We start from the raw sequence: 23,520 nt of genomic DNA on the forward strand, positions 1-23,520 counted from the left end.
ATTTCCATGGATAGCGATGGCTCTATCCTTGGAAAATCAAGAATAAATGCCTTGTCTATTCTTGAAAAATGCTATTCTTGTGAATTTCATGTTAGATGATCTGGATCGCCGAATATTACGCCATCTGCAGGCCGAGCCGAGTTTGTCCGGTGCGGAACTGGCCGAACGTTGCCGCAGCACGCAGGGAGTTTGCGGGCGGCGAATCGAAAAGATGCAGGCGGCGGGTATCATCGAAGGGCAGGAGGCAGTAATTGATTGGACCGCTCTGGGATATGCGGTAGAAGTGTCGCTGCGCGTGACCTTGGACAAGACGCAGGCACGGGCCTTTGATGAATTTACCGAAGCTGCCCGTGAAGTGGGCGAGGTGATCGAACTTCAGACCTTTCTGGGGCGCGTCGATGTGCGCCTTTCAGTGCTGGCACAGGACATGAGCCATTACCAACAGGTCTATCGGGATCGCATCCTGACACTGCCGCATATCGCAGATATTGAGGCCTTGATGCACATTGCTCGAGTCAAACAGGATGAGGCATTGCCGATATGATCGAATTGGACGAAATCGATCGAAGGATTTTGCGCGCTTTGAGGCAGGATGCCACCCAAAGCGCCGGTGCATTGGGGCGCAAGTTCGGGTTGTCTCAGCCCGCCACCTGGCGCCGAATTAAGCGTCTGGAAGATGCGGGTGTGATCAAAGGTCGACGATTGCGGCTGAACGCCGAAGCGCTCGGGTTCGGGGTAACGGTGTTTTTGGGCGTGAAACTAGCGCGAAAAGGTCAGGTTAGCCTTGAGGATTTTGAACGCGCCGTCAGTGCCATTCCAGAAGTGCAGACAGTCGAGCATGTGCTAGGGCTTTACGATTATCGCTTGCGGGTTGTGGCGCGGGACCTGGCTGATTTCGAGAGAGTCTTGCGGAGACGCGTTATGACTCTGCCCGGGGCCGGGGAAGTCGAGGCCAACGTATTGCTAAGCGAAGAGCGCCTTCCAGGACCGATTGGTTAGTACTTTGAGCGGATTCGAAATCCGGGATGATGGGTCATGCGGGCAAAAGTCATGGGGCGGCCGTTTTTCCATGTGGTCCGCTCGAGCTGGATCATCGATGTCCCAGTCGTGGTGCCCATGAAATCAGCTAAGCGCCCATCGGCAGAGATGGCGCAAAAGGCGATCTCAGCTTCGGTAAAAGGTGCTGCGTTCAGCAACCATTCATGAGGGCCGCTTTTGTTCAGATCGGCGTGTTCAACCTCGGGAACGGCTTCAATATTGATCCAGCGCTCTTCAAGCTGGAAGGGACGATTGTCAGCATAGTGCATACAAATCACATGCAAGACACGCGCATCCGGCTCGACATTCAATTGAGAGGTCAGCCAGCCGGGGCTGTAGACCACCCTACGTTCCACCAGTGCGTAGCGATAGGCTGAGTTCTGATTCTCAACTGCCTGACGTGCCAGTGAAATCTCAAGTTTGGCTTGTTTGCGCGGCTCTTTCTTAACCCGCGTCCCGCTTTTGCGTTTACGCTCGACAAAGCCCTGTTCTGCAAGTTCTCGCAACGCCCGGTTGACTGTAGCGCGGGCGCAATTGAACTCTTCCGCAAGTTGGGTTTCGGTGGGCAGAAGTGAGCCCTGTGGCCAAATACGTGATTCAATCCGCCGTTTAACTTCGTCCCGGACGACCTGAAAATTGATCCGCTTTTGCGCAGTCACGAGCTAAAAAATCCATTCTTGTTCAAAGTGAGTGTATCTGGTCAGAAACACGTCAGGGTGTAAAGAGATGGTGACACTAGTTGGCGTCATTTCTGCTAATTGTTGCATGTTAAATCTCAAAGTAAAACTTAAGGTTGCGGGTTACTTAAGGTCAACCAATCTTGGCGCATTGAAGCTTTACCCCGAGGCAAGGAACAGGCAGAAACAAGTGGCGATAGGAAAGGACGCATGATGCCTGCATTACTCGGAACCGTTGATCCCAATGGCCTTGAGGAATTCTCGGTCGTATTTACTGATCGCTCGCTCAACCATATGTCTGCAAACTTTCAACAGGTTATGCGCGATATCTCTGATATGTTGCGCGAGGTATACAACGCTGAAGGTGTCGCCATTGTTCCTGGAGGCGGGACGTACGGGATGGAGGCGGTTGCGCGACAATTTGCACGCGGGGCAAATGTTCTCGTGGTCCGCAACGGCTGGTTTTCCTATCGCTGGAGCCAGATCATAGAATCAGGTGAATTGACCGGTTCGACGACGGTTTTGAAAGCCCGAGAGACCGGGAATGCCAGCCCTTCGCCCTTTGCACCTGCTCCGATAGAAGAAGTTGTCGCGACAATCCATGAGAAACGCCCGGATGTCGTTTTTGCCCCGCATGTCGAAACCTCTGCTGGGGTGATTTTGCCTGATGACTATGTAAACGCAATGGCAACCGCCGCGCATGAGGTGGGTGCGCTTATGGTACTGGATTGCATCGCGTCGGGCTGTGCTTGGGTCGATATGAAGGCAACCGGTGTGGATGTGCTGATTTCGGCTCCGCAAAAGGGGTGGAGTGCGACGCCCTGTGCCGGTCTTGTCATGCTGTCTGAGCGGGCCGAAGCACGGTTGACCGAAACCACATCTGACAGTTTTGCGATTGATCTGAAGAAATGGCGACAGATCATGCAGGCCTATGAAAATGGCGGCCATGCCTATCACGCCACGATGCCCACGGATTCTCTGCGTGCCTTTCGCGATACCATGCTTGAAACACGTGAGTATGGATTCGAAAAGTTGCGTGCGGCGCAGTGGGCTTTGGGGGATGGCGTACGGGCTTATCTGAAGGATAAAGGCGTGATGTCGGTGGCAGCCGAAGGTTTCGGCGCGCCTGGAGTGGTCGTCAGTTACACTGCCGACCCCGAGATTCAAAACGGTAAGAAGTTCGCGGCTTTGGGCATGCAGATCGCGGCAGGTGTGCCGCTTCAATGTGATGAACCGGCTGGGTTCAGCACATTCCGTCTGGGGCTGTTTGGCTTGGACAAACTTTATGATGTCGACGGCACGATTTCGCGCCTGACACGCGTTTTGGATCAGGTATTGTAACCGGCAACGCGGGCAGAAGCCCGCCTGACGGATCAGCGGACGCCGAGGCCCATTTGCATCAGCGTCTTCCGCACTGTTGGTAAGGAATAGAGCGCATTTAGCCCCATCGCCCTTGCATCACGCAGCGGTCGCGCCTCGATCATCGAGGCGCGGTTCAGCAGATCGATACCTTTGACGCGCAGTCCGATCTCAGTATGGCGGGCCTTATGATAGGCATCCAGCATTTGCGCGTCACCCAAGCCTTCGGGCCGAGCCAGCGCTAGTTCCATCAAACTACGAAGATCGCCGAGCGACATGTTCAGTCCCTGCGCGCCGATAGGGGGGACCACGTGTGCGGCTTCGGCCATCAGGGCAATGCGTTCACCAGCAAGACGTTCCGCCGACTGGCTGATGATTGGCCAGATTGTCCTGCGCGAAGCGAGTTTCAGCGGTCCGAACAGCCCGCAGGAGCGTTCAGTCATCGCAGCCTCGAATGTCTCGGCTCCGAGGTTCAGCAATTCGACCGCGCGTGGGCCGCGTTCCATCCAGACAATCGCAGACGACGGCTGACCCTGCCAATCGGGCAGGGGGACCAAGGTGAAGGGCCCACCGGACCGATGGATTTCGGTCGAAACATTGTCGTGCGGGATTGGGTGAGTAACGGCGAAGGCCAGAGCTTTCTGGCCGTAGCGGGTGGTATGCACGCTAATTCCGGCGGCTTCCCGCATCGGCGAGTTTCGTCCGTCTGCGGCGATGACAAGTTTGCAGCGGACGCGGCTGCCATCGCTCAGACCAACACGTGCTTCATTGGTGCGGGTGAACAGGCTGATCGTGGCAGAACCGGGTCGGAAATCGACGTTTGGCAATTCCCCCAGCCGTGCCACCATCTCACGCCGCAGCAGCCAGTTGGGCAGGTTCCAGCCGAACGGTTGATCCGAGATATCAGCGGCGTTGAAATCGCGTACCACGCGGGGTTCGGGTACATCACCGCCTGCGTCCACAATGCGCATGATCTGCAGAGGGGCAGCATGTGCATCCAAACGCGCCCAAAGTCCACATTGCTCTAGCAACCCATGGGCGGGCTGCAAAAAGGCAGTAGTGCGCAGATCCGAGCCATCCACGTCGCGTTCTGTGATCGGTGGTGAAGGGTCGAGGCAAATCACGTCAAACCCGGCAGCACCAAAGGCGGCGGCGGCGGTCAATCCGGCGATTCCACCGCCAGAAATCAGGATGTCACAGCTGTCGGTCATGAATATGTCTCCGTTGCCGCAGACACTAGTGCTGTTGCGAGGTGGGTGCCAAGTGACATCCTGTCTCGTGCCTTATCCGCGAGAGATCAAAATCAGGACAAGGAACATCGTCGGCACCATCATCAGTGCAGGGATGTAAAGGCCAGGCAGGCCGAACAGAAGGATGGAACACCCCCACATACTGACGAGTGCTGCGGCCGAGTAGTACAGGTCTTCGGCCTCGGCATTGGCCACATCCCGGGCCATCCAGCCAAAAAGCGGGATTGCAAACAACAGGCGCTGCCACAAAGGCGGGCGCGCTGGGATATCGAGCGCGGTCATTGGGATCTCCAATTCTGTTCGTCGCTGAGCTGCATATGGGGCTGATGCTGCGACTGCGAAACGCACAGATCGTCGCAGTGTGACAGCCTATCGCAGGCGGCCCAGAAATCCGGTCAGATCGTCCGTGTGATGGTGAATGTGATCTGCATGGTGTGGATCAGGGGCGACGTGAACGGTACGCATTCCCATCTCATGCGGCGCTGCCAGGTTGCGTGGATCATCCTCGAACATGGCTGCTTGTGTGGCTTCGATTCCGTCCTGAGCAAAGATGGCTTGGAATGCAGCCTTTTGCGGTTTTGGGCGATAGCCCGCATGCTCAATTCCGTAGATCGCATCGAATAGCCCATCCAGCCCACGTGCAGCTAAAACACGCTGTGCGTAAGGCGCTGACCCATTGGTATAGACGATGCGGCGGCCCGGCAGCGCACGAATGTGATCGGCCAATGTCGCGTCAGGCTCCATATGGCTCATATCCACCTGATGCACTGCGTGCAGATAGGGATCTGGGTCCAGATCGTGTTCGGCCATCAGGCCGGCAAGCGTGGTGCCGTATTCACGCCAGTAGTGCGAACGGAGCCGATCGGCCTCGGGTCGGTCGACGCCGATCGCTTGCACCACGTAATCCGTCATCAGCACCTCAATCTGATCGAACAGGCGCATATGCGGTGGGTAAAGTGTGTTGTCGAGGTCGAACACCCATTGGGTGACGTGAGTAAAGGCAGGTTTGACCATGGTTTGGGTTTAGGGCGATGAACGACGGTTTTCAATGCCGCACTTGATTGCCGGGGCGTGAGGCGGCTAGACATGTCCGAACCAGGAGACATAATAGCCGATGCCCCAATCCAAACAGTCCAATACGGATGCCTATAGCCTGATACTCGAAGCAATCGATGTGGGCGTCTACAAGCCGGGCGACCGGTTGGTGGAAAGCGAGTTGGCCGAGCGTTTTGGCGTTTCGCGTACACCGATCCGCGAAGCGTTGCAGCGGTTAGAGACGCAATCGCTGCTGGAACGGGACGGGCGGTCTCTGATCGTGGCGTCGCTGGACCACAACCAGATGGCAGAACTATATGTCGTGCGACGCGAATTGGAGGGGCTCGCCGCAAGGCTGGCGGCCAAGCATGCGACCGAAGAAGAAATCCGGGTCCTTCAAGATATGGTAGATGCCGATGATGCGCTGGTGAATGACTCGTCTGCGCTTTCGCGTGCCAACCGCAGGTTTCACGAGCAGATCCATCTGGCCTCGCACAATCGCTATCTGGTGCAACAGCTTGATCTGGTGCACAGGACCATGGCGTTGATGGCGACTACATCCCTTGCGGCTGAGGGGCGCGGTGAAATCGCGCAGAATGAGCACAAAAACATCGTTGACGCGATTGCTGCCCGCGATGAGGTAGGGGCCCAACAAGCCCTGCAGGACCATATCTCGGTCGCGTTCATGACCCGGCTGAAACAGGATGCGATCCGGCGCGAGAAATAGCAGCCTCGCTTTCCTCGACCGCATGACCGTGCTGGGTTTTGTCCCAGAAGAATGGCCGTACCGCTAGTTCCCACAAGCCCTTATAGGCCGCCAGAACACCCAGTGGAAAATAGAGGACCATCATCGGAACCCAGGGCAGCAGAAAGCGCCTGTTGCCCGCGATGACGCCCAGCATGCCAACCAAAAGATTTGCAGCTTCTGCAGCGAGCAATAAGTAAATGCAGTTTCGCAGAAAGTCAGGTGTTGTGATGTGCTGAAAGGGGTGCGGCAGATCGAGAAATGTCAGCCAGAATACCCATAACACCGGGGCAAGTAGAAACTGCCCGAGCGTTCCAAGAAAAAAGGCCTGAAAGCCCAGAAAACGGAGCGGTCCCAGATCGCGCAGCAACCTTAACGGCGCGCGCATATGGACCAGATATGTAACCATGAATCCCTTTAGCCAGCGCGAGCGCTGTTTGACCCAGGGCCAGGCCCGAAAATTAGCCTCTTCATAGGTGGCAGTGCTGACGATTTCAGTCTTGTAGCCAGCCCGGCAGAGACGAACGCCCAAATCTGCGTCTTCAGTAACATTATGGGCATCCCATCCGCCCAGCTCGACCAGTTTGTCTCGACGAAAAAAGAAGGTGGTTCCACCCAGCGGAACCACAAGGCCCAATCGGGCGATGCCGCTGAGAATCACCCGAAACCAACCGCTGTATTCGATGGTAAAGCACCGCGACCGCCAGTTGGTGCGCGGGTTATAATAGTCCAGGACGCCCTGCAGGCAGACAACATCTTCGGGCGCGGCCGCAAAATGCCGGACAACGGATTCGATCTGATCTGGCATCGGGGCGTCTTCGGCATCCCAGACACCCAATATATCCCCACGGCAGAAATCCAGCGCATAGTTCATCGCACGAGGCTTGGTCGTTAGTTTACCCCGCTTCGGCACCTCAAGTACCCGTACCCAGCTGGGAAGCTCGATGTTATTCAGTGCGGCTTTGGTGACGCTATCCTGCTCTTCAAGCACCAATATGATATCGAGCAGCGCCTTTGGGTAAGTCAACCGTCGCAGACGGGCGATCAGGATTTCTGCAATTTCTTTTTCTTTAAAAAGCGGCACCAGTATCGACACACAGGGCAGGCGGATCGGATCTGCTGTGACAAGACGAGGGTTTCGAAGTGTCAGATGGGCAATCAGCCCCGAGACACGAAGGAAGAGGAACAACGCCAATGTCGCAAGCGTTGTCCAAAGTAGAGCGGTGAGACCCAGCATTGGGAATAAGCTGCATAAAGTGATTAGCAAAACGACCAACGTGATAGGTCTGGCCCGAGCCGTTGCCCCCCAGTTGCGACAGCTTTGTTGCAAATCGACGCGCGTTTCAGCCGCCTCCGTCAGATCGGCGGCAAAATGGCGCGCAATTGCGGTATCAATCTGTTCGGCCCCGGCTAGAACCGGGACGATCGTATAGCCTGTATCACTTAACGCAGTTGAAACCGTATCGAACCGGTCAGGCCGCGCCGTTGCAATTGGCAGAATTGGTCCAACTCGCATCCAAGGCAGAACGTTGTGGGTTAGCCAAAACTCCAATGGTTTCAGCGCGCAAAGCTCTTCGGGAGGTGGAGTTTGATCCAGATCGGCAATTTGCAAGCCTGTTTGTTCGGACAGGGCAGAGAGAACTTCGGCCCGACTGGCCCAATCTTCACCAACAAGGATTTCCCCCAACGGGGCATTCTGGCGGGTTTGTAAATGCAACGCCTGTTGGAGCTGAGCCTCTGATATCACCCCTTGATCCCGCAGGCAGGCCCCAAGAGGTTTGCGTGAATGGAGGCCGGGAACCGGTTCCGCCGGTATCTGGCGTTTCAGATTCAGTTCAACCATAAGAATACCCTGCCGCGCTTCACAGACGGCAGGGTTGCTCAAACAGGGTTAACGCCGAGTTAACTCGACTAAATCGCACTTAGGCCTGTGTTTTTTGATCGGCCATTGCAGCGGCGAAACGTTCGAACAGGTAGAAACTGTCTTGTGGTCCGGGTGAGGCTTCGGGGTGATGTTGCACCGAATAGACTGGGCGACCCGTCATGCGGATGCCGCAGTTTGAGCCGTCAAACAATGAACGATGCGTCTCGATCACGCCATCGGGCAGGGATTGAGCGTCTACGGCAAAGCCGTGGTTCATCGAGGTGATTTCGACCTTGCCGGTTTCCATATCCTTGACGGGATGGTTCGCGCCGTGGTGGCCGTGGTTCATCTTGACGGTCTGCCCGCCCAAAGCCAGCGCGAGCATCTGATGGCCAAGGCAGATGCCAAAGACCGGCAGGTTAGTGGTTTCCAACACTTCCTTGATCATCGGCACGGCGTATTCACCAGTGGCCGCCGGGTCGCCCGGGCCGTTGGACAGGAAAACACCGTCGGGCTTATGGGCAAGAACTTCTGCTGCTGTCGCGGTCGCAGGCAATACGGTCACGTCACAGCCTGCCGATGCCAGGCAGCGCAGGATGTTCCGCTTGGCACCATAGTCGATAGCGACAACCTTATGTGACGGAGCTTCCTGGCGCTGATAGCCGTCAGGCCAGGCCCAACGCATCTCATCCCAACGATAGCTTTGTGCGCAGGTAACGTCCTTAGCCAGATCCATGCCCTCAAGTCCGGCAAACCCGCGCGCAGCCGCGATCAAAGCTTCGATGTCGAAGTTACCTTCGGGGTCATGCGCGAGCGCTACATGCGGTGCACCTTGCTGACGGATAGCGCGGGTCAGGCGGCGGGTGTCGACGCCCCCAATCGCAATGCGGCCGCGACGGGCCAGCCATGCTTTTAGCTCTTCGGCAGAGCGCCAGTTTGAAGGCTCGGTCGGGTCCCATTTGACCACCATACCCGCGGCAACTGGATCGCCAGTTTCGTCATCCTCCGGGTTCACGCCAACATTACCGATATGCGGGAAGGTAAATGTCACGATCTGGCCCGCGTAGGAGGGGTCTGTCATGATTTCCTGATAGCCGGTCATGGCGGTGTTGAAGCACAGCTCGGCCACCGTCTGGCCGGTGGCGCCAAAGCCAATACCGTAGAACAGCGTTCCATCGGCCAATGCCAGACATGCGGTGGGCTTGGACGGGGCGTTCTGGGCCATGGCGCGACTCTCCTGCAAGGTAAACGGACGCATACCTAAGGGGGTTAGCGCGTCGGGTCAAGCCTGTTCAAATTTTATGCTATTGTTTAAAATCAATAACTTAGGAAAGTATCGCCCCTGTTGTGCCCGCCTTTTTGTTTCGATATGGTCGAGGTTCCTTTGCCATGGGGATGGACAGACCATATGGATATGCGATCACGGGTGAATGCCGCCCTGAAGCAAGCAATGAAAGACAAAGAAGCCGAGCGCCTATCGACGCTGCGCCTGATCAATGCCGCGATCAAGGATCGTGACATTGCTTCGCGCGCATCCGTAAATGAAGAGGCCAAAGGCTGTGGCGATGCCGAGGTGCTTGATATTCTTGGAAAAATGACCAAGCAGCGCAAGGAAAGCGCGCGCGCCTATGAAGAGGGTGGGCGCCTGGATTTGGCCGAGCGTGAGTTGCGCGAAGTCGAAGTGATCGAGGAATTCCTGCCCAAGCAGCTGGATGATGACGAGGTCAGCAAAGCTATTCAGACGGCCATCACGGCCACCGGCGCGGGGTCAATCCGCGATATGGGCAAGGTGATGGGCGAATTGAAAACGCGCTATACCGGTCAGATGGATTTCGGCAAGGTCGGGCCAATGGTCAAAGATCACCTTTGCGCCGCATCAAACGGCGGTTAATCAAGCAGAATCGCGCAGTTTCCGGGTTAAGTCATCGAAAAGCGCGATCCGTTCCTCTTCAGTGAGGAATGCACCAATTTCGACCTCCCGGCCGTCTCCGACCAGTGTCACGTAATGGGGCACCGGACCACCGCTCGCGTGCATTTCGGGGCGCGCCCAATATCGATTGCAGGACCATTCCAGATCGTCTTTGCGTGGATTGCGGTGCGCGAGGCGCGCCTGCGTTTTATCCAACGTGAGAACCTCGAACACGCTGCGTGCGCGATAGTTCATCTCAAATGCCAGCCAGAGACCTAATACGGTCAGCAACAGGAAGGGCAGCAAGCCCCACAGCAGAACAGATCCGAGCACTGCAAACAGCGGAATCAGACCGAACAGAAAGACCGCGAGAACAACCCCCATCGCGCCGCGCGGCGGTAAGGAGTTATGCGGCCAAAGGCGCAACTCCTGCTCTGTATCTGAATTCTTGATCCATCGATAAGGCATGGTCGAAACCTAGCGCAGCAACTGCCTGAGTCGAAGTGCAATCTGTCACACAACGTGTCCAACACGCACCCATGACAGCGCGTCGTCCAGCCGATCATCACCCCAAAACACCTCGCCGCGCACGACAAAGCTGGGCGCGCCAAACACACCCAGTTGGATGGCAGTGTTGGTCTCGTTTTCGAGAGATTGCACAATGTCCGGACTGCGCGCACGTGCGAGGGCTAGGCGGGGGTCCTGCTGACAACGATGCAGGGCTTCGGTGATGGCTGTCTCGGACCCGGCTTCTATGCCGTCTTCAAACCAGAGACCATAGAGCGATTGTGTATACGTCTTTCCCCAGCCTTCGGTCATTCCCAGTAGGGCAACCTGATTGGCCAATGCGAGGTCCGAGATTGGGTAGGGCGCTGGCAAGTTGGCGTGAATATGATACTTGGCCGCCCGGCGTTCGATATCCCGCCACATGTAAGCGGATTTAATCGGTTTGCCAGCGAAGGGGATGTTCTGCTGTTCTGACATCACGGTCCGCACATTGAACGGCCGCCAGTTCACGGTGGCATCGTGTTCGGCACTCCAATCGTCCAGGCGTTTGATCGTCAGGAAGCTGTAGGTGCTACCTATTGAGAACCAAAAGTCGATCTCGGGCATCGTAAACCCCTTCGGTTGGCCGGATATTTTGCCCGGACCAGAATACTCTATTTTTGCTGTTCTGGCGACTGCCCCGCTTACACAGGTCAGGCAGGAACAAAAAACCCCGCCTCAATGGGCGGGGTTTTCTTGTCATTCAGGTCGGGATCAGTGCGCGTGGCCTTTATCCCAATCCTCCTGCTTCGGCAGCTGCTCGAACGTGTGTTCAGGCGGCGGCGTTGGCAATGTCCATTCCAGCGTATCCGCGTATTCGTTCCACGGGTTCGGCCGCGTCTCTTTCGCGCCGCGCAGCAGGGCGTAGATCACGATGCCAAAGAACAGCAGGAACGAAGCGAACGAGATGAATGCACCAATCGACGAAACAAAGTTCCACTGCGCGAACGCTTCGGGATAGTCGATGTAGCGACGTGGCATGCCCTGACGACCCAGGAAGTGCTGCGGGAAGAAGGTCAGGTTGGCGCCGATGAAGAACAGCCAGAAATGAACCTTGCCCCAGAACTCGGAATACTGACGACCTGTCATCTTCGAGAAGTAGAAGTATACGCCAGCGAAGATCGCGAAGACTGCACCCAAGCTCATCACATAGTGGAAATGCGCCACGACGTAGTAAGTGTCATGATAAGCACGGTCTACACCTGCCTGCGACAGCACAACGCCGGTTACACCACCAACGGTGAACAGGAACAGAAAGCCGAAGGCGAACAGCATCGGGGTTTTGAACTCGATCGAGCCGCCCCACATGGTCGCAATCCACGAGAAGACCTTGACGCCGGTCGGAACCGCGATGACCATCGTGGCCAGCATGAAGTAGGCTTGCTGACGCAGCGACATGCCAACGGTGTACATGTGGTGCGCCCACACGACGAAGCCCAGAACACCGATCGCGATAATCGCCCAGACCATCGGCAGGTAACCGAAGATCGGCTTGCGTGCGAAGGTCGCGATCACGTGGCTGATAAGGCCAAAGCCCGGCAGGATCACGATATACACTTCGGGGTGGCCAAAGAACCACAGGATGTGCTGATACAGGATCGGATCGCCGCCACCGGCCGGATCAAAGAAGGTGAAGCCGAAGTTGCGGTCCATCAGCAGCATGGTGATCGCGCCCGCAAGAACCGGCAGCGAAAGCAGAATCAGCCACGCGGTGACAAAGATCGACCAGCTGAACAGCGGCACCTTGAACAGGGTCATGCCCGGGGCACGCATGTTCAGGAAGGTGGTGATCATATTGATCGCGCCGAGGATCGAAGAGGCGCCCGATACGTGCACGGCAAAGATCGCAAGGTCCATGGACATGCCACCCTCGGTCGTGGACAGCGGTGGATACAGAACCCAGCCGACGCCCGAACCGAGCTGATCGTTACCACCGGGGCTCAGCAGCGAGGCGACGCCCAGCGAGGTCCCGGCGACGTACAGCCAGAAGGACAGGTTGTTCATCCGCGGGAACGCCATATCCGGCGCACCGATCTGCAACGGCATGAAATAGTTGCCAAATCCGCCGAAGAGGGCCGGGATAACCACGAAGAACATCATCAGGACACCGTGATAAGTGATCATGACGTTCCACAGGTGTCCGTTGGGGGTACATGGATCGGCCATGAAACCTTCGAGGCACATGTACTGAACACCGGGGTGCATCAGTTCGAGCCGCATGTAGACAGTCATCAGAACCGAAATCAAACCGGCCAGCGCCGAGACGATCAGGTACAGAATCCCGATATCCTTGTGGTTGGTCGACATGAACCAGCGGGTAAAGAACCCACGCTGGTCTTCATGCTCGTGACCATGAATGGCTGCGTCTGCCATTAGGTGCCTCCTGTTGCAACTACACCGCGTAGTCGGACCTCTCCAACGCGCGGGATTCCTGCTGGTTTTAGATTGCAAGGGGGCGACCTTCAATGGCCGAGTTTGATCTGGATCAAGATTAATTGTCGCGGGCAGCCCATGCAGCCCGGCATTCCAACCTCAGATACTAGCGATTTGGGGGGGCAGTCCACGAATTCAAGTGGTGATGGGGGAATCCCGCTTGACCCGCATCGGGGGGCGGCACAGAACAGCAAAGAAGCGCAATACCGGAGGCCCGTGATGACTGAATATGATCCCGAAAACGTCTTTGCCAAGATCTTACGTGGGGAAATCCCGTCGAGCCGAGTTTATGAAGATGATGAAACAGTCGCCTTGATGGACATCATGCCGCGCACTGATGGGCATGTGTTGGTCATCCCAAAATCACCGTGCCGCAACATGCTGGACGCGTCGTCCGTAGAACTTGCGGCAGTGATAGCGACGGTTCAGAAAATAGCACAGGCTATGAAGGTCGCGTTTGAAGCTGATGGTGTAACTGTTCAGCAGTTCAACGAAGCTGCGGGCGGGCAGGAGGTGTTTCATCTACATTTCCATGTCCTACCCCGTTACGAAGGCGTATCGATGCGTCCACCGGGCAAGATGGGTGATTTTGATCTGATCGCCAAACACGCTGACAAAATCCGCGCAGCATTGGGTTGAATTCCAAGAAAGTTCCGCTGGCACGTGGGGTCGATAAGCTGCACGAAAGGCCGCAAAGGCAAGGGATTTACAAAATACCGAGGCCCTAAAACGAGAATTGCCGTTCCGATTATGGGGTCGGAACGGCAGACTCGTAACCAAACACTTCTCGGATTTCGCTGGGCAGCCCTGCGATCACCGGTTAACACACCACTCACTCATGAACGGTCATTACATACTACGTGGTCAAATGGCGTTTGTAAGGAGTGGATGTGAAGAATCCCTGAATTTGAGGCGAATTAGGGCGATTTGAAGGACAACCCACTATGATTTTCGAAACAGAACGCATCGAAATTCAGCATTGTTGTTTGGGTAATGTTTCCGGATCGTTCCGAGTACGTGGAATCACCTAGTTTTCAAACGCCTTCGGAGGCGAACACATCATCAAAGGTCTTTTTTAGTGCCACGTCGACGTCATCCATAGTTACGGGAAGCCCGAGGTCGACCAAAGATGTCACACCGTGTTCCTGTATGCCGCAAGGTACAATCCCACCGAAATGAGACAGATCTGGTTCAACATTGATTGATATTCCGTGGAAACTAACCCACTTCCTCAGACGTATTCCGATGGCTGCTATTTTATCCTCGGCGGTCTGTCCTGCTATCGTTAGCGGCTTGTCCTGTCGTTGCACCCAGACGCCCACGCGGCCTTCTCTTATTTCACCCGTGACATTGAATTCTGCCAGTGCGGCGATCACCCAGGCCTCAAGCTGCTGAACAAAGCGGCGCACATCATGGCCGCGTTTGCCCACATCCAGCATCACGTAGACCACACGCTGACCGGGTCCGTGATAGGTGTACTGACCACCACGTTTACTTTCATAAACCGGAAAGCGGTCCGGATCGGTCAGGTCTTCTCGCTTGGCAGAGGTCCCAGCGGTATAAAGTGGCGGGTGCTCTAACAGCCAGACGCATTCATCCGCTTCGCCCGCCGCAATCGCTGCAACGCGTGCCTCCATGAAGGCGGTGGCCTCGTCGTAGTCGATCAGCCCGTCAGTGGTTTTCCATTCCATGTCGGTTCCTTAGACCTTCTGAGGGGCAGGGGGAAGGGGTCAGGCGGCCTCGGCCAGACAACGCTGCAAGACCTGCGCATAGGTGTCAGCGCCTTGCGCGCCGGTCAGCAGGTATTTCCCTTCGAAAACCATCGAAGGGACGCCCGAAATGCCTCGGCTGGTCCAGAACCGTTGTTTCTCACGCACCGGTTGGGCATGTGCACCCGATTCAAGCGCCGCGCGCGCTGCCACTGTGTCGAGCCCCGCCGTTTCAACCGCGCCCAACAACACGTCGACGTCAGAGACATCCTGTTGCCTGGTGAAATAAGCATCGAACAAGGCCAGCTTAAGCGGATGTTGTCGCCCCTTCGTTTCCGCCCAATCAAGCAGTTGATGCGCGGCAAAGGTGTTCACGATTCTGCTGTCATCGGTGAAATTGAAGGTAAATCCAAGTTCAGCCCCCAACGCGGTCAACCGCTCGCGCGCCTGGTGGCTTTGTTCGGGCGTCAAGCCATATTTTTCGGCAATATGCTCTCGCAGGTTCTGCCCCTCGGGCCCCATGCTGGGGTTCAATTCGAACGGATGCCAGCGCAACCGGGCTAGAACATTCTCTTGCTTCAGTGCGGCATCGAGTTGATGAAAGCCGACTATACACCACGGACAGACCACATCCGAAACGACATCAATCTGCACGGTAGGGCGGGGATCGGGCGAGGGCATGGGCTGCTCCAGATTGCATTGGTCGCGTTTAGATATTGCTAAAGCGCGCGAATTCAATCGGCTGTGTTTTTGCCTCTTCACATCGCGTGGCACAGCGTCTATACGCCCCTCTACCAAGTCATTGGCAGTGCGGTCGTGGCGGAATTGGTAGACGCGCAGCGTTGAGGTCGCTGTGGGGTAACACCCGTGGAAGTTCGAGTCTTCTCGACCGCACCAAATAATCCATCTCGTTGTGTAATTTCAATTTATTATGTTGGCGTGAACGATCTTGGTCCACCTAAAGGCTTGTGATTTGGTCATCAGCGCAACGTAGTCGCTTTCGCTGCTTCTGCACGCGTGCACTGATACCTCCGATCGTCGAGTAGAGTGCCCGACAACCGATCAAGTACATAAATGGCTTCCACCATTACTGTTTATCGAGGAGGAACCTCGACTGCTGGTTAAATGGCTGTATGAGTGCGTCAACGAAATTAGCTGCCGCACTTGTGAAGGCTGATTAGCCGAGAATATTGAGATAGACGTGCAACACGGGCTTAAGAACTGTGACGACCATACAATCAGAGTTGGGCGTCATAACTTGAGTGAATTAGTTCAAATAGAGTGCGCCCAATCGATGAAGAAGCTGAATATGTTGACAGTCCGGCGGTCATTGGCTTCTTTGTTTCCGGATTACATCAATTAGAACAACTAAAACGAACAAAACACGAGAATTTCTCGGTGCTTGGACAGCTCATCCCTTATGATGTTCGTAGTAATATCGCGGCCTGCAAGTAGTAGGCCTATTTGCCGAAAGTTGTAAATCTACTGCATCTTCGGAAGTGTATTTGGTAACGAGTGTGCTGTTTCGATCGTATGATCGGGACAGCATTTTCTTTTTGGAGTTGCTTTGGCAATATGCAGGCTCCCTCATTTTACCACTGACGATCTCGAGTGTGCCACGAGGTCTTGTGATCATAGGGATAACTTCACAACCGAAAATCCGCTACTGAATCACGGGATTGCTTCAAAATGCAAAGTGTTGTGCCATCGAAATTGCTTGGCAGGAATTCGTTATCGTTGCTCCGGTTGCGTGGCGCAGGGTGGTGAGGTGTGCTCTTCTCCGGTGGAACCTACTTCATGTCCGCTTATCGCAGGGAATTTAATGAAAAACTCTGTGCCTTCACCAAGTTTGCTTCTGTAGTCTATTGTTCCGCCAAAATGCTCAACAATTTCCTTTGAAATGTGCATCCCGAGCCCTGTACCGCCTGCGTGACGTTCATCGGAGGAGTCTATCTGGGAAAATCGATCGAAAACTTTGTCATGGCTCCCCTCAGGTATCCCGATGCCATGGTCTTTGACGAAGAGGCGAATATTCTCGCCGACTTTCTCGCATCCGACGGTTATCTCGCCTCCATCAAGGGAGAATTTAGCTGCGTTGGAGATAATGTTGGCCAACACCTGAAGAAGGCGGGAGGGATCACCTTTAACGTACAGATCATTGTTTCCCCTTAAGTCTTCTACAATTTCTACGTTGTGAGCACTGGTGTATCCCATGTTACAGGCAATCGCTTCCTGAATCAGCGCATGTACATCAACAGTTCCTTCACGGTAGTTCATCTCGCCCGCTTCCATTTTTTGAATGTCCAGCACATCATTGATTAGGGATGCGAGCCGTTCGCAGTTTTTACCTGCTAAATGTATGAGGCTTTGCATTGATTCTGGAGCTTCACCCAATGCGCCTGTGTTGATTAGGTCAAGTGATCCCTTGATCGATGTCAGAGGCGTACGCAGTTCATGACTAACTGTCGATATGAACTGAGTTTTCGCAATGTAGGCCGCTTTTGTTCTTTCGTGCTCTGCTTTGAGCTTTTCGAGTTGTTCCAAATTCCTGCGGTAGAGCTTCAGAAACACCATCGAACAGTCAATCAGAAAGTACATTACGAAGATAACGGTGAAGAAGTGCAGCCAGAGTTCAGATGAAAGCTCGGGGCGTTCGGTCCAGATATCCTTGACGACAATCAACATGAACGATACGCCGTACATTGTCAGACGGATAATCATTGCCCACAGAAACTGATGGTTGTTCATTGCTGCAAACAACGCAGCAGCAAACAAGAAGAACATTGGAGTAAAGTGACCACCGGCGGGCTGTGCGAAAGCAACTGAAACAGCATACAGGCAGATTGCGGCCGCGCTGAGGATCGTGTTCAACAGAATCCAAACAACCATCATACTAATTGCTTTGTGCTGATCTGGCTTCAAGCGCGGTACGCGTTTGGCCAGCAATAAATCTTGCGCTTCGCAAATGAGGATTGTCCCATAGAACAGCATGGCGTTAATGGGATCGAAGAAGAACGCAGTCAAAATGGTCGTGGCCAGATAAATAGCCTGCCGCTGCCACAGAAGCGCAAAGCTCATGGCAGTATAATCTATGATGTTTTGCAGAAGCCGGTTTTCCGTTTCACCGGAGTCCCGGTCCGGCAGATTGGCGTCGATGGCTGTCATCTAGATGTCTTCGTTTTTCGCGCTTGGAAAATACCATTACCGGCACAATGAGGACTTAGTTGGTCTGAATTGGGTTCACAGTTTGGCGCTAATCCTTTGAAGGCCACTGGGATTGTTGGCTTTTCACGCAAGATTCTGGTGTGAGAGGTTAAAAAAATTTTTGTTGCGCAAATGCAGTGTGGGGCGCCCAAATTTGACGATCTCGTTGCTAAGTACATTTTTTTTATCTTAATGTGCCAGAAAGACGGAGAAAATCTAAAAGGGTTGGGGTTTGACTGCAGTTGAATTTACGAAGTTGGGACAGGGCGCTGTCGCTCCTGTTTCGGCTAGGCTTGCAAAAAAGCCGGTGACACTGCTTCAGTTTGCAAGGTCCGCTGGCCGAAACATGTTTGAAGTCATCCCGGCCGAAACTTTGCGTGAAACTTATGTTCGCGGGCCTTTGAACATACACTATATCTGCGATCCTGAAATGATAACCGAATTACTCGTCGGGCAGGGTCGTTCGTTTCCCAAAGCCAAGTTCACTAAAGACATTATTGGATCGGCTGTAGGCAACGGGTTGATACTCTCTGAAGGGGAAAAATGGCGTCAGCAGCGGCGTAGGTATTCTCCACTATTCGCCGCCAGGAACCTCCCGGTTCTGGCTCGGCATTTTGCAGAGACTGGTGTCGAGATTGCAGATTCATTGGCGGAACACGAAGGCCCCGTAGATGTTGCACAAATTGCGCCTGCATCAACGTTGACGAATATTTCTAGGGTGATTTTTTCGGGTAACAAGAAAGTCAATTCAGAGCAAATACGCGTGGGGCTGATCAAGTATTTTGAGTACATTTCTGATTTGTCTCTTTTCGACTTAATGGGTTTGCCAAAGTGGGTGCCGCGCAAGAATTGGCTACGCAGCCTGGCCCCGGTCACTAATATGCGGAACCTCGCCAGACAGGTCATTGATCAGCGTCGCGCCGAATGCCGCAGCGAACCACAGGACTTCCTCGATTTCATGATTGAGGCGTTGAAAACAGATTTCGAAGATGAAGCGACAACCGTCGACAACCTTTTAACCTTTGTTGTCGCTGGTCATGAAACTTCCGCCAACGCTCTGGCCTGGGGGTATTATCTGCTGGCGCTGCACCAAGATATGCAAGCTAGGGTTAGACAAGAAATTCGGTCGGTTCGCCCAAAAGGCCCAATCGAGTTTTCTGACCTGGAGGCAATGCCACTCCTGCGCGCCCATGTAAAAGAGACGCTGCGGCTTTACCCTTCAGCCGCGTTCTTTGCTAGAGACGCATCTGCCGACCTTGAAATCAAAGGGGTAAAGATTGCAAATGGTGACGCGCTGTTCTTCCCAGTTTACTCTTTGCACAGAAACGAAAAACTATGGGATGCTCCTGACCACTATCAACCGGAACGGTTCTTGGGATCTACACTGCCTCGAGGTCAGTACATTCCATTTGGAGATGGTCCCAGAATCTGCATTGGTGCTCAGTACGCTGAAACTGAAATCATGGTACTTATGGCTTCGGTGCTCCGCCAAATAAATTTTTCGATTACAGAGTCTGAATTACCGGAACCAGTTTTGACATTCACCATGCGTACGAGTGGCCCACTCATCCTCAATGCCGAACGGGTTCGCGAATAAAGTCGATATTTACACTCCAGTGCCTGACCTTTGATCGACGTCAGGCCTGGCGACAGAATTAGCTTACTGCCGGCGAGTGAGGTAAGTGTTATCGCCGTACAGCTCACGCAAGACTACATCAAACAATCTATCGTTGACCATTTCTTTGCGATCCGGTGTGGGCTCTGAAAATGTGGAGGAAGTTGTAACCAGGCCCTTTCTGAGATTGGCCTCGCGATGATTCACTTTTTTGATAGCCATGTCCAAAGAGGCGAATGCTCCAACCTTCGTAAATGAACGAAGCGATACCGGTGTACCTTTCACCACTTTAAGATGGACAGATGCGCAGCGGTTGCTGAGAACAGTCCCTAGTTCTTGGTTTAGGAAAGCTTCGGTCGGAATATTCTGGGTGCGTTCCCGCCCATGTGTAACAACGAGAAATGTGCCACTCCCGCGATAGGAATAGATTCCTCCAGCAGCCTGTGTTGTTCTTTCAATGCAGAATCCAATGTCGGAAACAGATCGCCGAAAATCACCAAAATTTCCCAGATCAAAGTGATACTCGGCGTCACGAAATTTGATTGCGGTGACCCAGGTGTCAAATCGACGCCTCCGTGAAAGCTGCTCGACATAGTTGTCGAATTCGACATACCCCAAGCATTGTTCCTGCTCGTCGATAGACAAAGGATCCTTGAAATTGAATTTCTGGTTGAAATCCAATTCACTGCGAAGATTTTCTATCGACGCCGATGAGGATTGGGTTTTCTTTCTCTCCATCATCAGAAGGTGAGCAGCGTTCATACGGCTGCGCAGTTCAAAGAAGTCGAAGGGTTTAGTTACATAATCAAACGCGCCTTCTAAAAATGCCTTCTCGATGTTCTGCCTGTCATCCAGTGCAGTCAGCATTATGACAGGTGTTTCCAGATTTTCCGGCAGGTTCCGGATTTGTGAAAGCAACTCTATCCCTGAGGTTCCAGGCATCTGAATGTCAACAAGCAGACAGTCGAACGGGGATTCTGCTGCTTCTATCATCCCAAGCGCTTCATCAGCTGAACTGGCAGCAGCCACATTGCAGTTTTCGAGTTCAGGAAGCGCTGATTGGAGCAATTTCAAGATGTCAGGATCATCATCAACCGCCAGTACAGTAAGTGCGGTCTTTCTTTGTGCTCGATGCTCTAGATTTCTTTGGAACCGATCACTGCCAAATGTGGAATGTCTCATAACTGGTGAACCGCCGATATCCTCATAACGGGTTGAACCTATGAGGTGAGTGGGTCGAAACCGCGGCAAAAATTGAGAAATTCTTCGTAGAAAGGGGTTTTTTCTTGACCTTTGTTTGGCGCAAACGGCCTCAGCGACGAGTTGCCTGTTTTTTGTTTTGAGCGGCCGTGGCGCTTTTTTGGTGCTATTTATTCGGCAATTTGTTTGTGTCTAAGAACAATTCACGATCTCAAAACAACGGAATTGAAATGCGATAGGGAATTTAAGCATCAACTCTGGTAGCGCTGCTAACATGCATTATAGCCACGGTTTCCCTATAGCCTGAAAATAAACCCCAGTCGCAATGAAGTCAGCGTCGGGCGTTAGAAAGTACAATAGACCATCCAGCGGCGGGGTTGTTCAATTTACTTGTAGATGTTGAACAAAACCGACTGACTGACGGTGCCATCGATAGAGAACTTTGCGCCGACAGGCGAGGCATTGACACCCAGACGCCGTGACCACCGTGCCCAGACTGAAGGAACGATGCCCAATATGCTGGATGCACCACCTTCCATTGCGACAGTAGTCATCTGGTGAAACAACTCTTGTTGAACCTGCTGCCTGCGTGATGAAGCGACATCTTTTGTCACGAAGAAACGGGATGCTTCCCAGACAGATTGCTTTACCGGGGCTTCAACAAACAGAACGTCAGATGGGATATCTTTAAGAATACCTCTTTGTGCGTCGCGCAGCATATAACTGTATACCCCGCATTGTGCAGTCGTGGGCAGAAGTCGTACACCTGCCAAAATTTCACCAAACTCGTGCAGCACAACCCACCGACAGGCTGGCGTGTCGTATTGGTCGAATTCCATCCCGTCAGCTTCGCCGACTTGCCACTTTAGCTGATCTATAAAAATTGACTTTCTGGTTTCGAGGTATTTTGCCAGCAGTGGGCCATACTCGTGAATATTGCGAAAGCTAAGCGTAGTCGCACGAATATTGCCAACGTCACTACGTGGCATTGGCTGGCTACTTCTAACCGCAAAAACTTCTATTCGCGCCGATTTACTCGGAACGCTTGAAGTGGCGTTAGCGGGTGTCAGCTCCGGAAATCCCTCCGGGACCGAGTATGTCTGCTTAAACCTGAGTGGACGGTCCATATTTTGCTCATATTATTGACGCACTTATGACAATATTCAGCTCGGCAAGTCCACCAACCTATGCGGTAGTTAACCGAATTGATGAATGGGTGTGTCCAAATCTCCTCTCTCCCAATGGTTGAGTTCGCTGACAGATCAGTTACGCAAGTTTTTTTTAACTTTTCTTTTCACCCGTAGGCTTCATTCATTTCCGCGTGTGCAGCAACATTCTGAAAAAAAGCTTTTTTTGCTCTTTCAATTAGAGCTTACGCTGGATCAAGTGCCGTCTCGCTGTCTGATGAAATTTCAAGGCAGCCCTGACTGCTGATAAAAGCAGTCATCAAAATGACATCCAAATTTGGAGGGAGTTATTTTTCTAATTGCGTCCTCGGGCTGAGAAATTTGTACAGATTAAAAAAAATGTGCAGACATAAGGAAGTCTGCCTAATGTCACCGTTTTGCCACCTTCGTAGAAGAAAATGAGAGAGGATGAGTAATCCCTGAGTGTTTTATGCGCCAGCCAGCCGTTGCCTTAAAGTCTGCAATGCCCAACGGTTGGAGAGGTGTAAGAGGTTGGTGAAAAGTTATGCGTATACTTGCTGTAGACGACGATCCTAGCATCCTGGAGTTGCTTGATAAAGTTCTAGAAGCGTTCGGGTACAAAGATGTCGTTACCGCCAGAAGTGGTCGGGAGGCCCTTGAAATACTGTCGAGACCAAATGAAGCGTTCGACTGCTTATTGCTTGATGTGCAGATGCCGCAGATGAACGGCATAACTCTTTGCGAAGAAGTGCGAAAATTACCAGAATACACGTACACGCCCATTATCATGGTGACCGCCATGGTGCAAAAAGAGTACATCGACGAAGCATTCGGAGTTGGGGCAACGGACTACGTTACAAAGCCTTTTGAGTTCTCGGATCTGAAGCAGAGGTTGTCTGACGCCTATAGAATGGCAGCGGAACGCAGAGCCGCAATCGAAGTGCTGGAAGCTGAAGCGGATTCTGAGTTGTGTTTTGGCAATAGTCCGGACGTTCGCTTAAGTGATCCGCAATGTTTCGGAGATTTGCCCGGTTGCATTGGGTTAGCTGAATTTGAGAACTACGTAATTCAGCTTTCAACGATGCACTCCATGGCTGCAAAGCTTGTGGCGGTGAAATGCATAGGCACCGAACAAATCTATGAGACGAGCACGGTCAGTGAATTCCGTAGTGCCATGACTTTAGCTGGTACCGCGCTTCTGACAGCCAATCAGCAAGGGCGCAAAGTAGCGACCTATTGGGGAAATGGCGTATTCTTGATGATCTATGACAATCAAATTGATTTGAGTGTGGACCAGTTGGGAGCACCGCTTCCGGAGGCATTGAAAGAAATTTCCAGTGACACCACTTCAGGTCGGCCAATTGGCTTCCAAGTTAGCGAAGAAGTTATGCTTAAAGCCAAAACCAAGATGGAGGCGTTGTTCTTGATAGACAAGGCCGTTGAAATGGCTGAAATGTCGGAGCGTCAAGCGGCGAATATCGGATGAAAAACTGCATATATGGATGGTGATTAAGGCCAGGCTGTTGGTGTAAAAAATACATTTGAACGCCCTGAGTTTTTCATTTTTCTGGTTTAAGTAGATCCGCGCGCTCGTTCATCAGACGTTCAACCTTTGTGCTTTTGGCCTACTTCGTCCGATCTCAGTGCCTACCCGGCGGCAACAACTCTGAGAAAGAACCCGTAAGCTTCTTCTCGAAATTTGATCAGATGCGAGATTTGGCGTATTCGCTTCTCTCTGATTTCCTGGAGGTTTCTTTCGCGACCACGGTCAGAGCGTGATCGGTCTAA

At 53.3% G+C, this 23,520-nt stretch carries 22 protein-coding genes and 1 tRNA gene; 9 read left to right on the forward strand and 14 right to left on the reverse strand.

The window, feature by feature from the left end:
* Positions 1-88: 88 nt before the first annotated feature.
* Together G7G_RS0105455 and G7G_RS0105460 are read left to right on the forward strand one after the other, a co-directional pair.
* Positions 89-544: an Lrp/AsnC family transcriptional regulator gene (locus G7G_RS0105455; RefSeq protein ID WP_029621755.1), complete on the forward strand. Its 456-nt coding sequence runs from the start codon at positions 89-91 to the stop codon at positions 542-544.
* Positions 541-999, forward strand: a complete 459-nt coding sequence (locus tag G7G_RS0105460) for an Lrp/AsnC family transcriptional regulator (RefSeq protein ID WP_010439313.1) — start codon at positions 541-543, stop codon at positions 997-999. Before G7G_RS0105455 ends, G7G_RS0105460 begins: the two co-directional genes overlap by 4 nt.
* Here the strand turns inward: G7G_RS0105460 and G7G_RS0105465 are convergent.
* On the reverse strand, positions 996-1,697 hold the full coding sequence (locus G7G_RS0105465) for a GntR family transcriptional regulator (RefSeq protein ID WP_010439315.1): 702 nt from the start codon (positions 1,695-1,697) through the stop codon (positions 996-998). The genes G7G_RS0105460 and G7G_RS0105465 overlap by 4 nt on opposite strands.
* 231 nt (positions 1,698-1,928) lie before the next feature.
* Here G7G_RS0105465 and G7G_RS0105475 point away from each other — a divergent pair, with 231 nt between their 5' ends.
* Positions 1,929-3,056 (forward strand): aminotransferase class V-fold PLP-dependent enzyme, encoded by a 1,128-nt coding sequence (locus G7G_RS0105475; RefSeq protein ID WP_010439317.1) that lies wholly within the window; start codon positions 1,929-1,931, stop codon positions 3,054-3,056.
* Between the two features lie 32 nt (positions 3,057-3,088).
* Here the strand turns inward: G7G_RS0105475 and G7G_RS0105480 are convergent, their stop codons facing one another.
* The 3 genes from G7G_RS0105480 to G7G_RS0105490 all read right to left on the reverse strand — a co-directional run bounded on the left by G7G_RS0105480 (position 3,089) and on the right by G7G_RS0105490 (position 5,338).
* Positions 3,089-4,285 (reverse strand): UbiH/UbiF family hydroxylase, encoded by a 1,197-nt coding sequence (locus tag G7G_RS0105480; RefSeq protein ID WP_010439318.1) that lies wholly within the window; start codon positions 4,283-4,285, stop codon positions 3,089-3,091.
* Between the two features lie 72 nt (positions 4,286-4,357).
* Positions 4,358-4,606 (reverse strand): hypothetical protein, encoded by a 249-nt coding sequence (locus G7G_RS0105485; protein ID WP_010439320.1) that lies wholly within the window; start codon positions 4,604-4,606, stop codon positions 4,358-4,360.
* An 87-nt stretch (positions 4,607-4,693) separates the two neighbouring features.
* A complete protein-coding gene (locus tag G7G_RS0105490; protein ID WP_010439322.1) occupies positions 4,694-5,338 on the reverse strand; it encodes a pyrimidine 5'-nucleotidase in 645 nt (214 codons plus the stop codon).
* A 100-nt stretch (positions 5,339-5,438) separates the two neighbouring features.
* Here G7G_RS0105490 and G7G_RS0105495 point away from each other — a divergent pair, with 100 nt between their 5' ends.
* The gene (locus tag G7G_RS0105495; RefSeq protein ID WP_010439325.1) at positions 5,439-6,086 is read left to right on the forward strand and encodes a GntR family transcriptional regulator; all 648 of its coding nucleotides are present in this window, start codon (positions 5,439-5,441) and stop codon (positions 6,084-6,086) included.
* Here G7G_RS0105495 and G7G_RS0105500 read toward each other — a convergent pair.
* Both G7G_RS0105500 and carA read right to left on the reverse strand, forming a co-directional pair.
* The gene (locus G7G_RS0105500) at positions 6,043-7,947 is read right to left on the reverse strand and encodes a glycosyltransferase family 2 protein (protein ID WP_010439328.1); all 1,905 of its coding nucleotides are present in this window, start codon (positions 7,945-7,947) and stop codon (positions 6,043-6,045) included. The two genes, G7G_RS0105495 and G7G_RS0105500, sit on opposite strands and share 44 nt — an antisense overlap.
* Positions 7,948-8,026: 79 nt before the next feature.
* Complete coding sequence (gene carA / locus G7G_RS0105505) at positions 8,027-9,193, reverse strand: glutamine-hydrolyzing carbamoyl-phosphate synthase small subunit (protein ID WP_010439331.1); 1,167 nt, start codon at positions 9,191-9,193, stop codon at positions 8,027-8,029.
* Positions 9,194-9,376: 183 nt separating this feature from the next.
* Between carA and G7G_RS0105510 the strand changes: the two genes are divergently transcribed.
* Positions 9,377-9,859 carry a GatB/YqeY domain-containing protein gene (locus G7G_RS0105510; RefSeq protein WP_010439332.1) on the forward strand — a complete coding sequence of 161 codons (483 nt, stop codon included), beginning with the start codon at positions 9,377-9,379 and terminating at the stop codon, positions 9,857-9,859.
* On the opposite strand, the gene G7G_RS0105515 is transcribed toward G7G_RS0105510, so the two are convergent.
* The 3 genes from G7G_RS0105515 to ctaD form a co-directional block, all read right to left on the reverse strand.
* Entirely contained in the window at positions 9,860-10,345 is a 486-nt protein-coding gene (locus G7G_RS0105515; RefSeq protein WP_010439334.1) for a DUF2244 domain-containing protein, read from the reverse strand.
* A gap of 45 nt (positions 10,346-10,390) precedes the next feature.
* On the reverse strand, positions 10,391-10,990 hold the full coding sequence (locus G7G_RS0105520; protein ID WP_010439336.1) for a 2-hydroxychromene-2-carboxylate isomerase: 600 nt from the start codon (positions 10,988-10,990) through the stop codon (positions 10,391-10,393).
* A gap of 147 nt (positions 10,991-11,137) precedes the next feature.
* Entirely contained in the window at positions 11,138-12,796 is a 1,659-nt protein-coding gene (gene ctaD / locus G7G_RS0105525; protein WP_010439338.1) for a cytochrome c oxidase subunit I, read from the reverse strand.
* A gap of 279 nt (positions 12,797-13,075) precedes the next feature.
* On the opposite strand from ctaD, the gene G7G_RS0105530 reads away from it, so the two are divergent.
* Positions 13,076-13,495: an HIT family protein gene (locus G7G_RS0105530; RefSeq protein WP_010439340.1), complete on the forward strand. Its 420-nt coding sequence runs from the start codon at positions 13,076-13,078 to the stop codon at positions 13,493-13,495.
* Between the two features lie 395 nt (positions 13,496-13,890).
* On the opposite strand, the gene lipB is transcribed toward G7G_RS0105530, so the two are convergent.
* Together lipB and G7G_RS0105540 are read right to left on the reverse strand one after the other, a co-directional pair.
* Positions 13,891-14,547 (reverse strand): lipoyl(octanoyl) transferase LipB, encoded by a 657-nt coding sequence (gene lipB, locus G7G_RS0105535; RefSeq protein WP_010439342.1) that lies wholly within the window; start codon positions 14,545-14,547, stop codon positions 13,891-13,893.
* 39 nt (positions 14,548-14,586) lie between these two features.
* Positions 14,587-15,246 (reverse strand): DsbA family oxidoreductase, encoded by a 660-nt coding sequence (locus G7G_RS0105540; protein WP_010439344.1) that lies wholly within the window; start codon positions 15,244-15,246, stop codon positions 14,587-14,589.
* A 129-nt stretch (positions 15,247-15,375) separates the two neighbouring features.
* On the opposite strand from G7G_RS0105540, the gene G7G_RS0105545 reads away from it, so the two are divergent.
* Positions 15,376-15,462, forward strand: a tRNA-Leu gene (locus tag G7G_RS0105545).
* Positions 15,463-16,296: 834 nt separating this feature from the next.
* Here G7G_RS0105545 and G7G_RS0105550 read toward each other — a convergent pair.
* Positions 16,297-17,730 carry a sensor histidine kinase gene (locus G7G_RS0105550; protein ID WP_010439345.1) on the reverse strand — a complete coding sequence of 478 codons (1,434 nt, stop codon included), beginning with the start codon at positions 17,728-17,730 and terminating at the stop codon, positions 16,297-16,299.
* A gap of 385 nt (positions 17,731-18,115) precedes the next feature.
* Here G7G_RS0105550 and G7G_RS0105560 point away from each other — a divergent pair, with 385 nt between their 5' ends.
* On the forward strand, positions 18,116-19,366 hold the full coding sequence (locus tag G7G_RS0105560) for a cytochrome P450 (protein ID WP_120981149.1): 1,251 nt from the start codon (positions 18,116-18,118) through the stop codon (positions 19,364-19,366).
* A gap of 63 nt (positions 19,367-19,429) precedes the next feature.
* On the opposite strand, the gene G7G_RS23655 is transcribed toward G7G_RS0105560, so the two are convergent.
* Both G7G_RS23655 and G7G_RS0105570 read right to left on the reverse strand, forming a co-directional pair.
* A complete protein-coding gene (locus tag G7G_RS23655; protein ID WP_010439347.1) occupies positions 19,430-20,566 on the reverse strand; it encodes a response regulator in 1,137 nt (378 codons plus the stop codon).
* Between the two features lie 404 nt (positions 20,567-20,970).
* Complete coding sequence (locus tag G7G_RS0105570) at positions 20,971-21,573, reverse strand: acyl-homoserine-lactone synthase (RefSeq protein WP_010439348.1); 603 nt, start codon at positions 21,571-21,573, stop codon at positions 20,971-20,973.
* A gap of 703 nt (positions 21,574-22,276) precedes the next feature.
* Here G7G_RS0105570 and G7G_RS23660 point away from each other — a divergent pair.
* Entirely contained in the window at positions 22,277-23,218 is a 942-nt protein-coding gene (locus G7G_RS23660; RefSeq protein ID WP_010439349.1) for a response regulator, read from the forward strand.
* Positions 23,219-23,520: the final 302 nt, after the last annotated feature.

Origin of the sequence: Ruegeria conchae (genome assembly GCF_000192475.1) — a bacterium.
GTDB lineage: Bacteria > Pseudomonadota > Alphaproteobacteria > Rhodobacterales > Rhodobacteraceae > Ruegeria > Ruegeria conchae.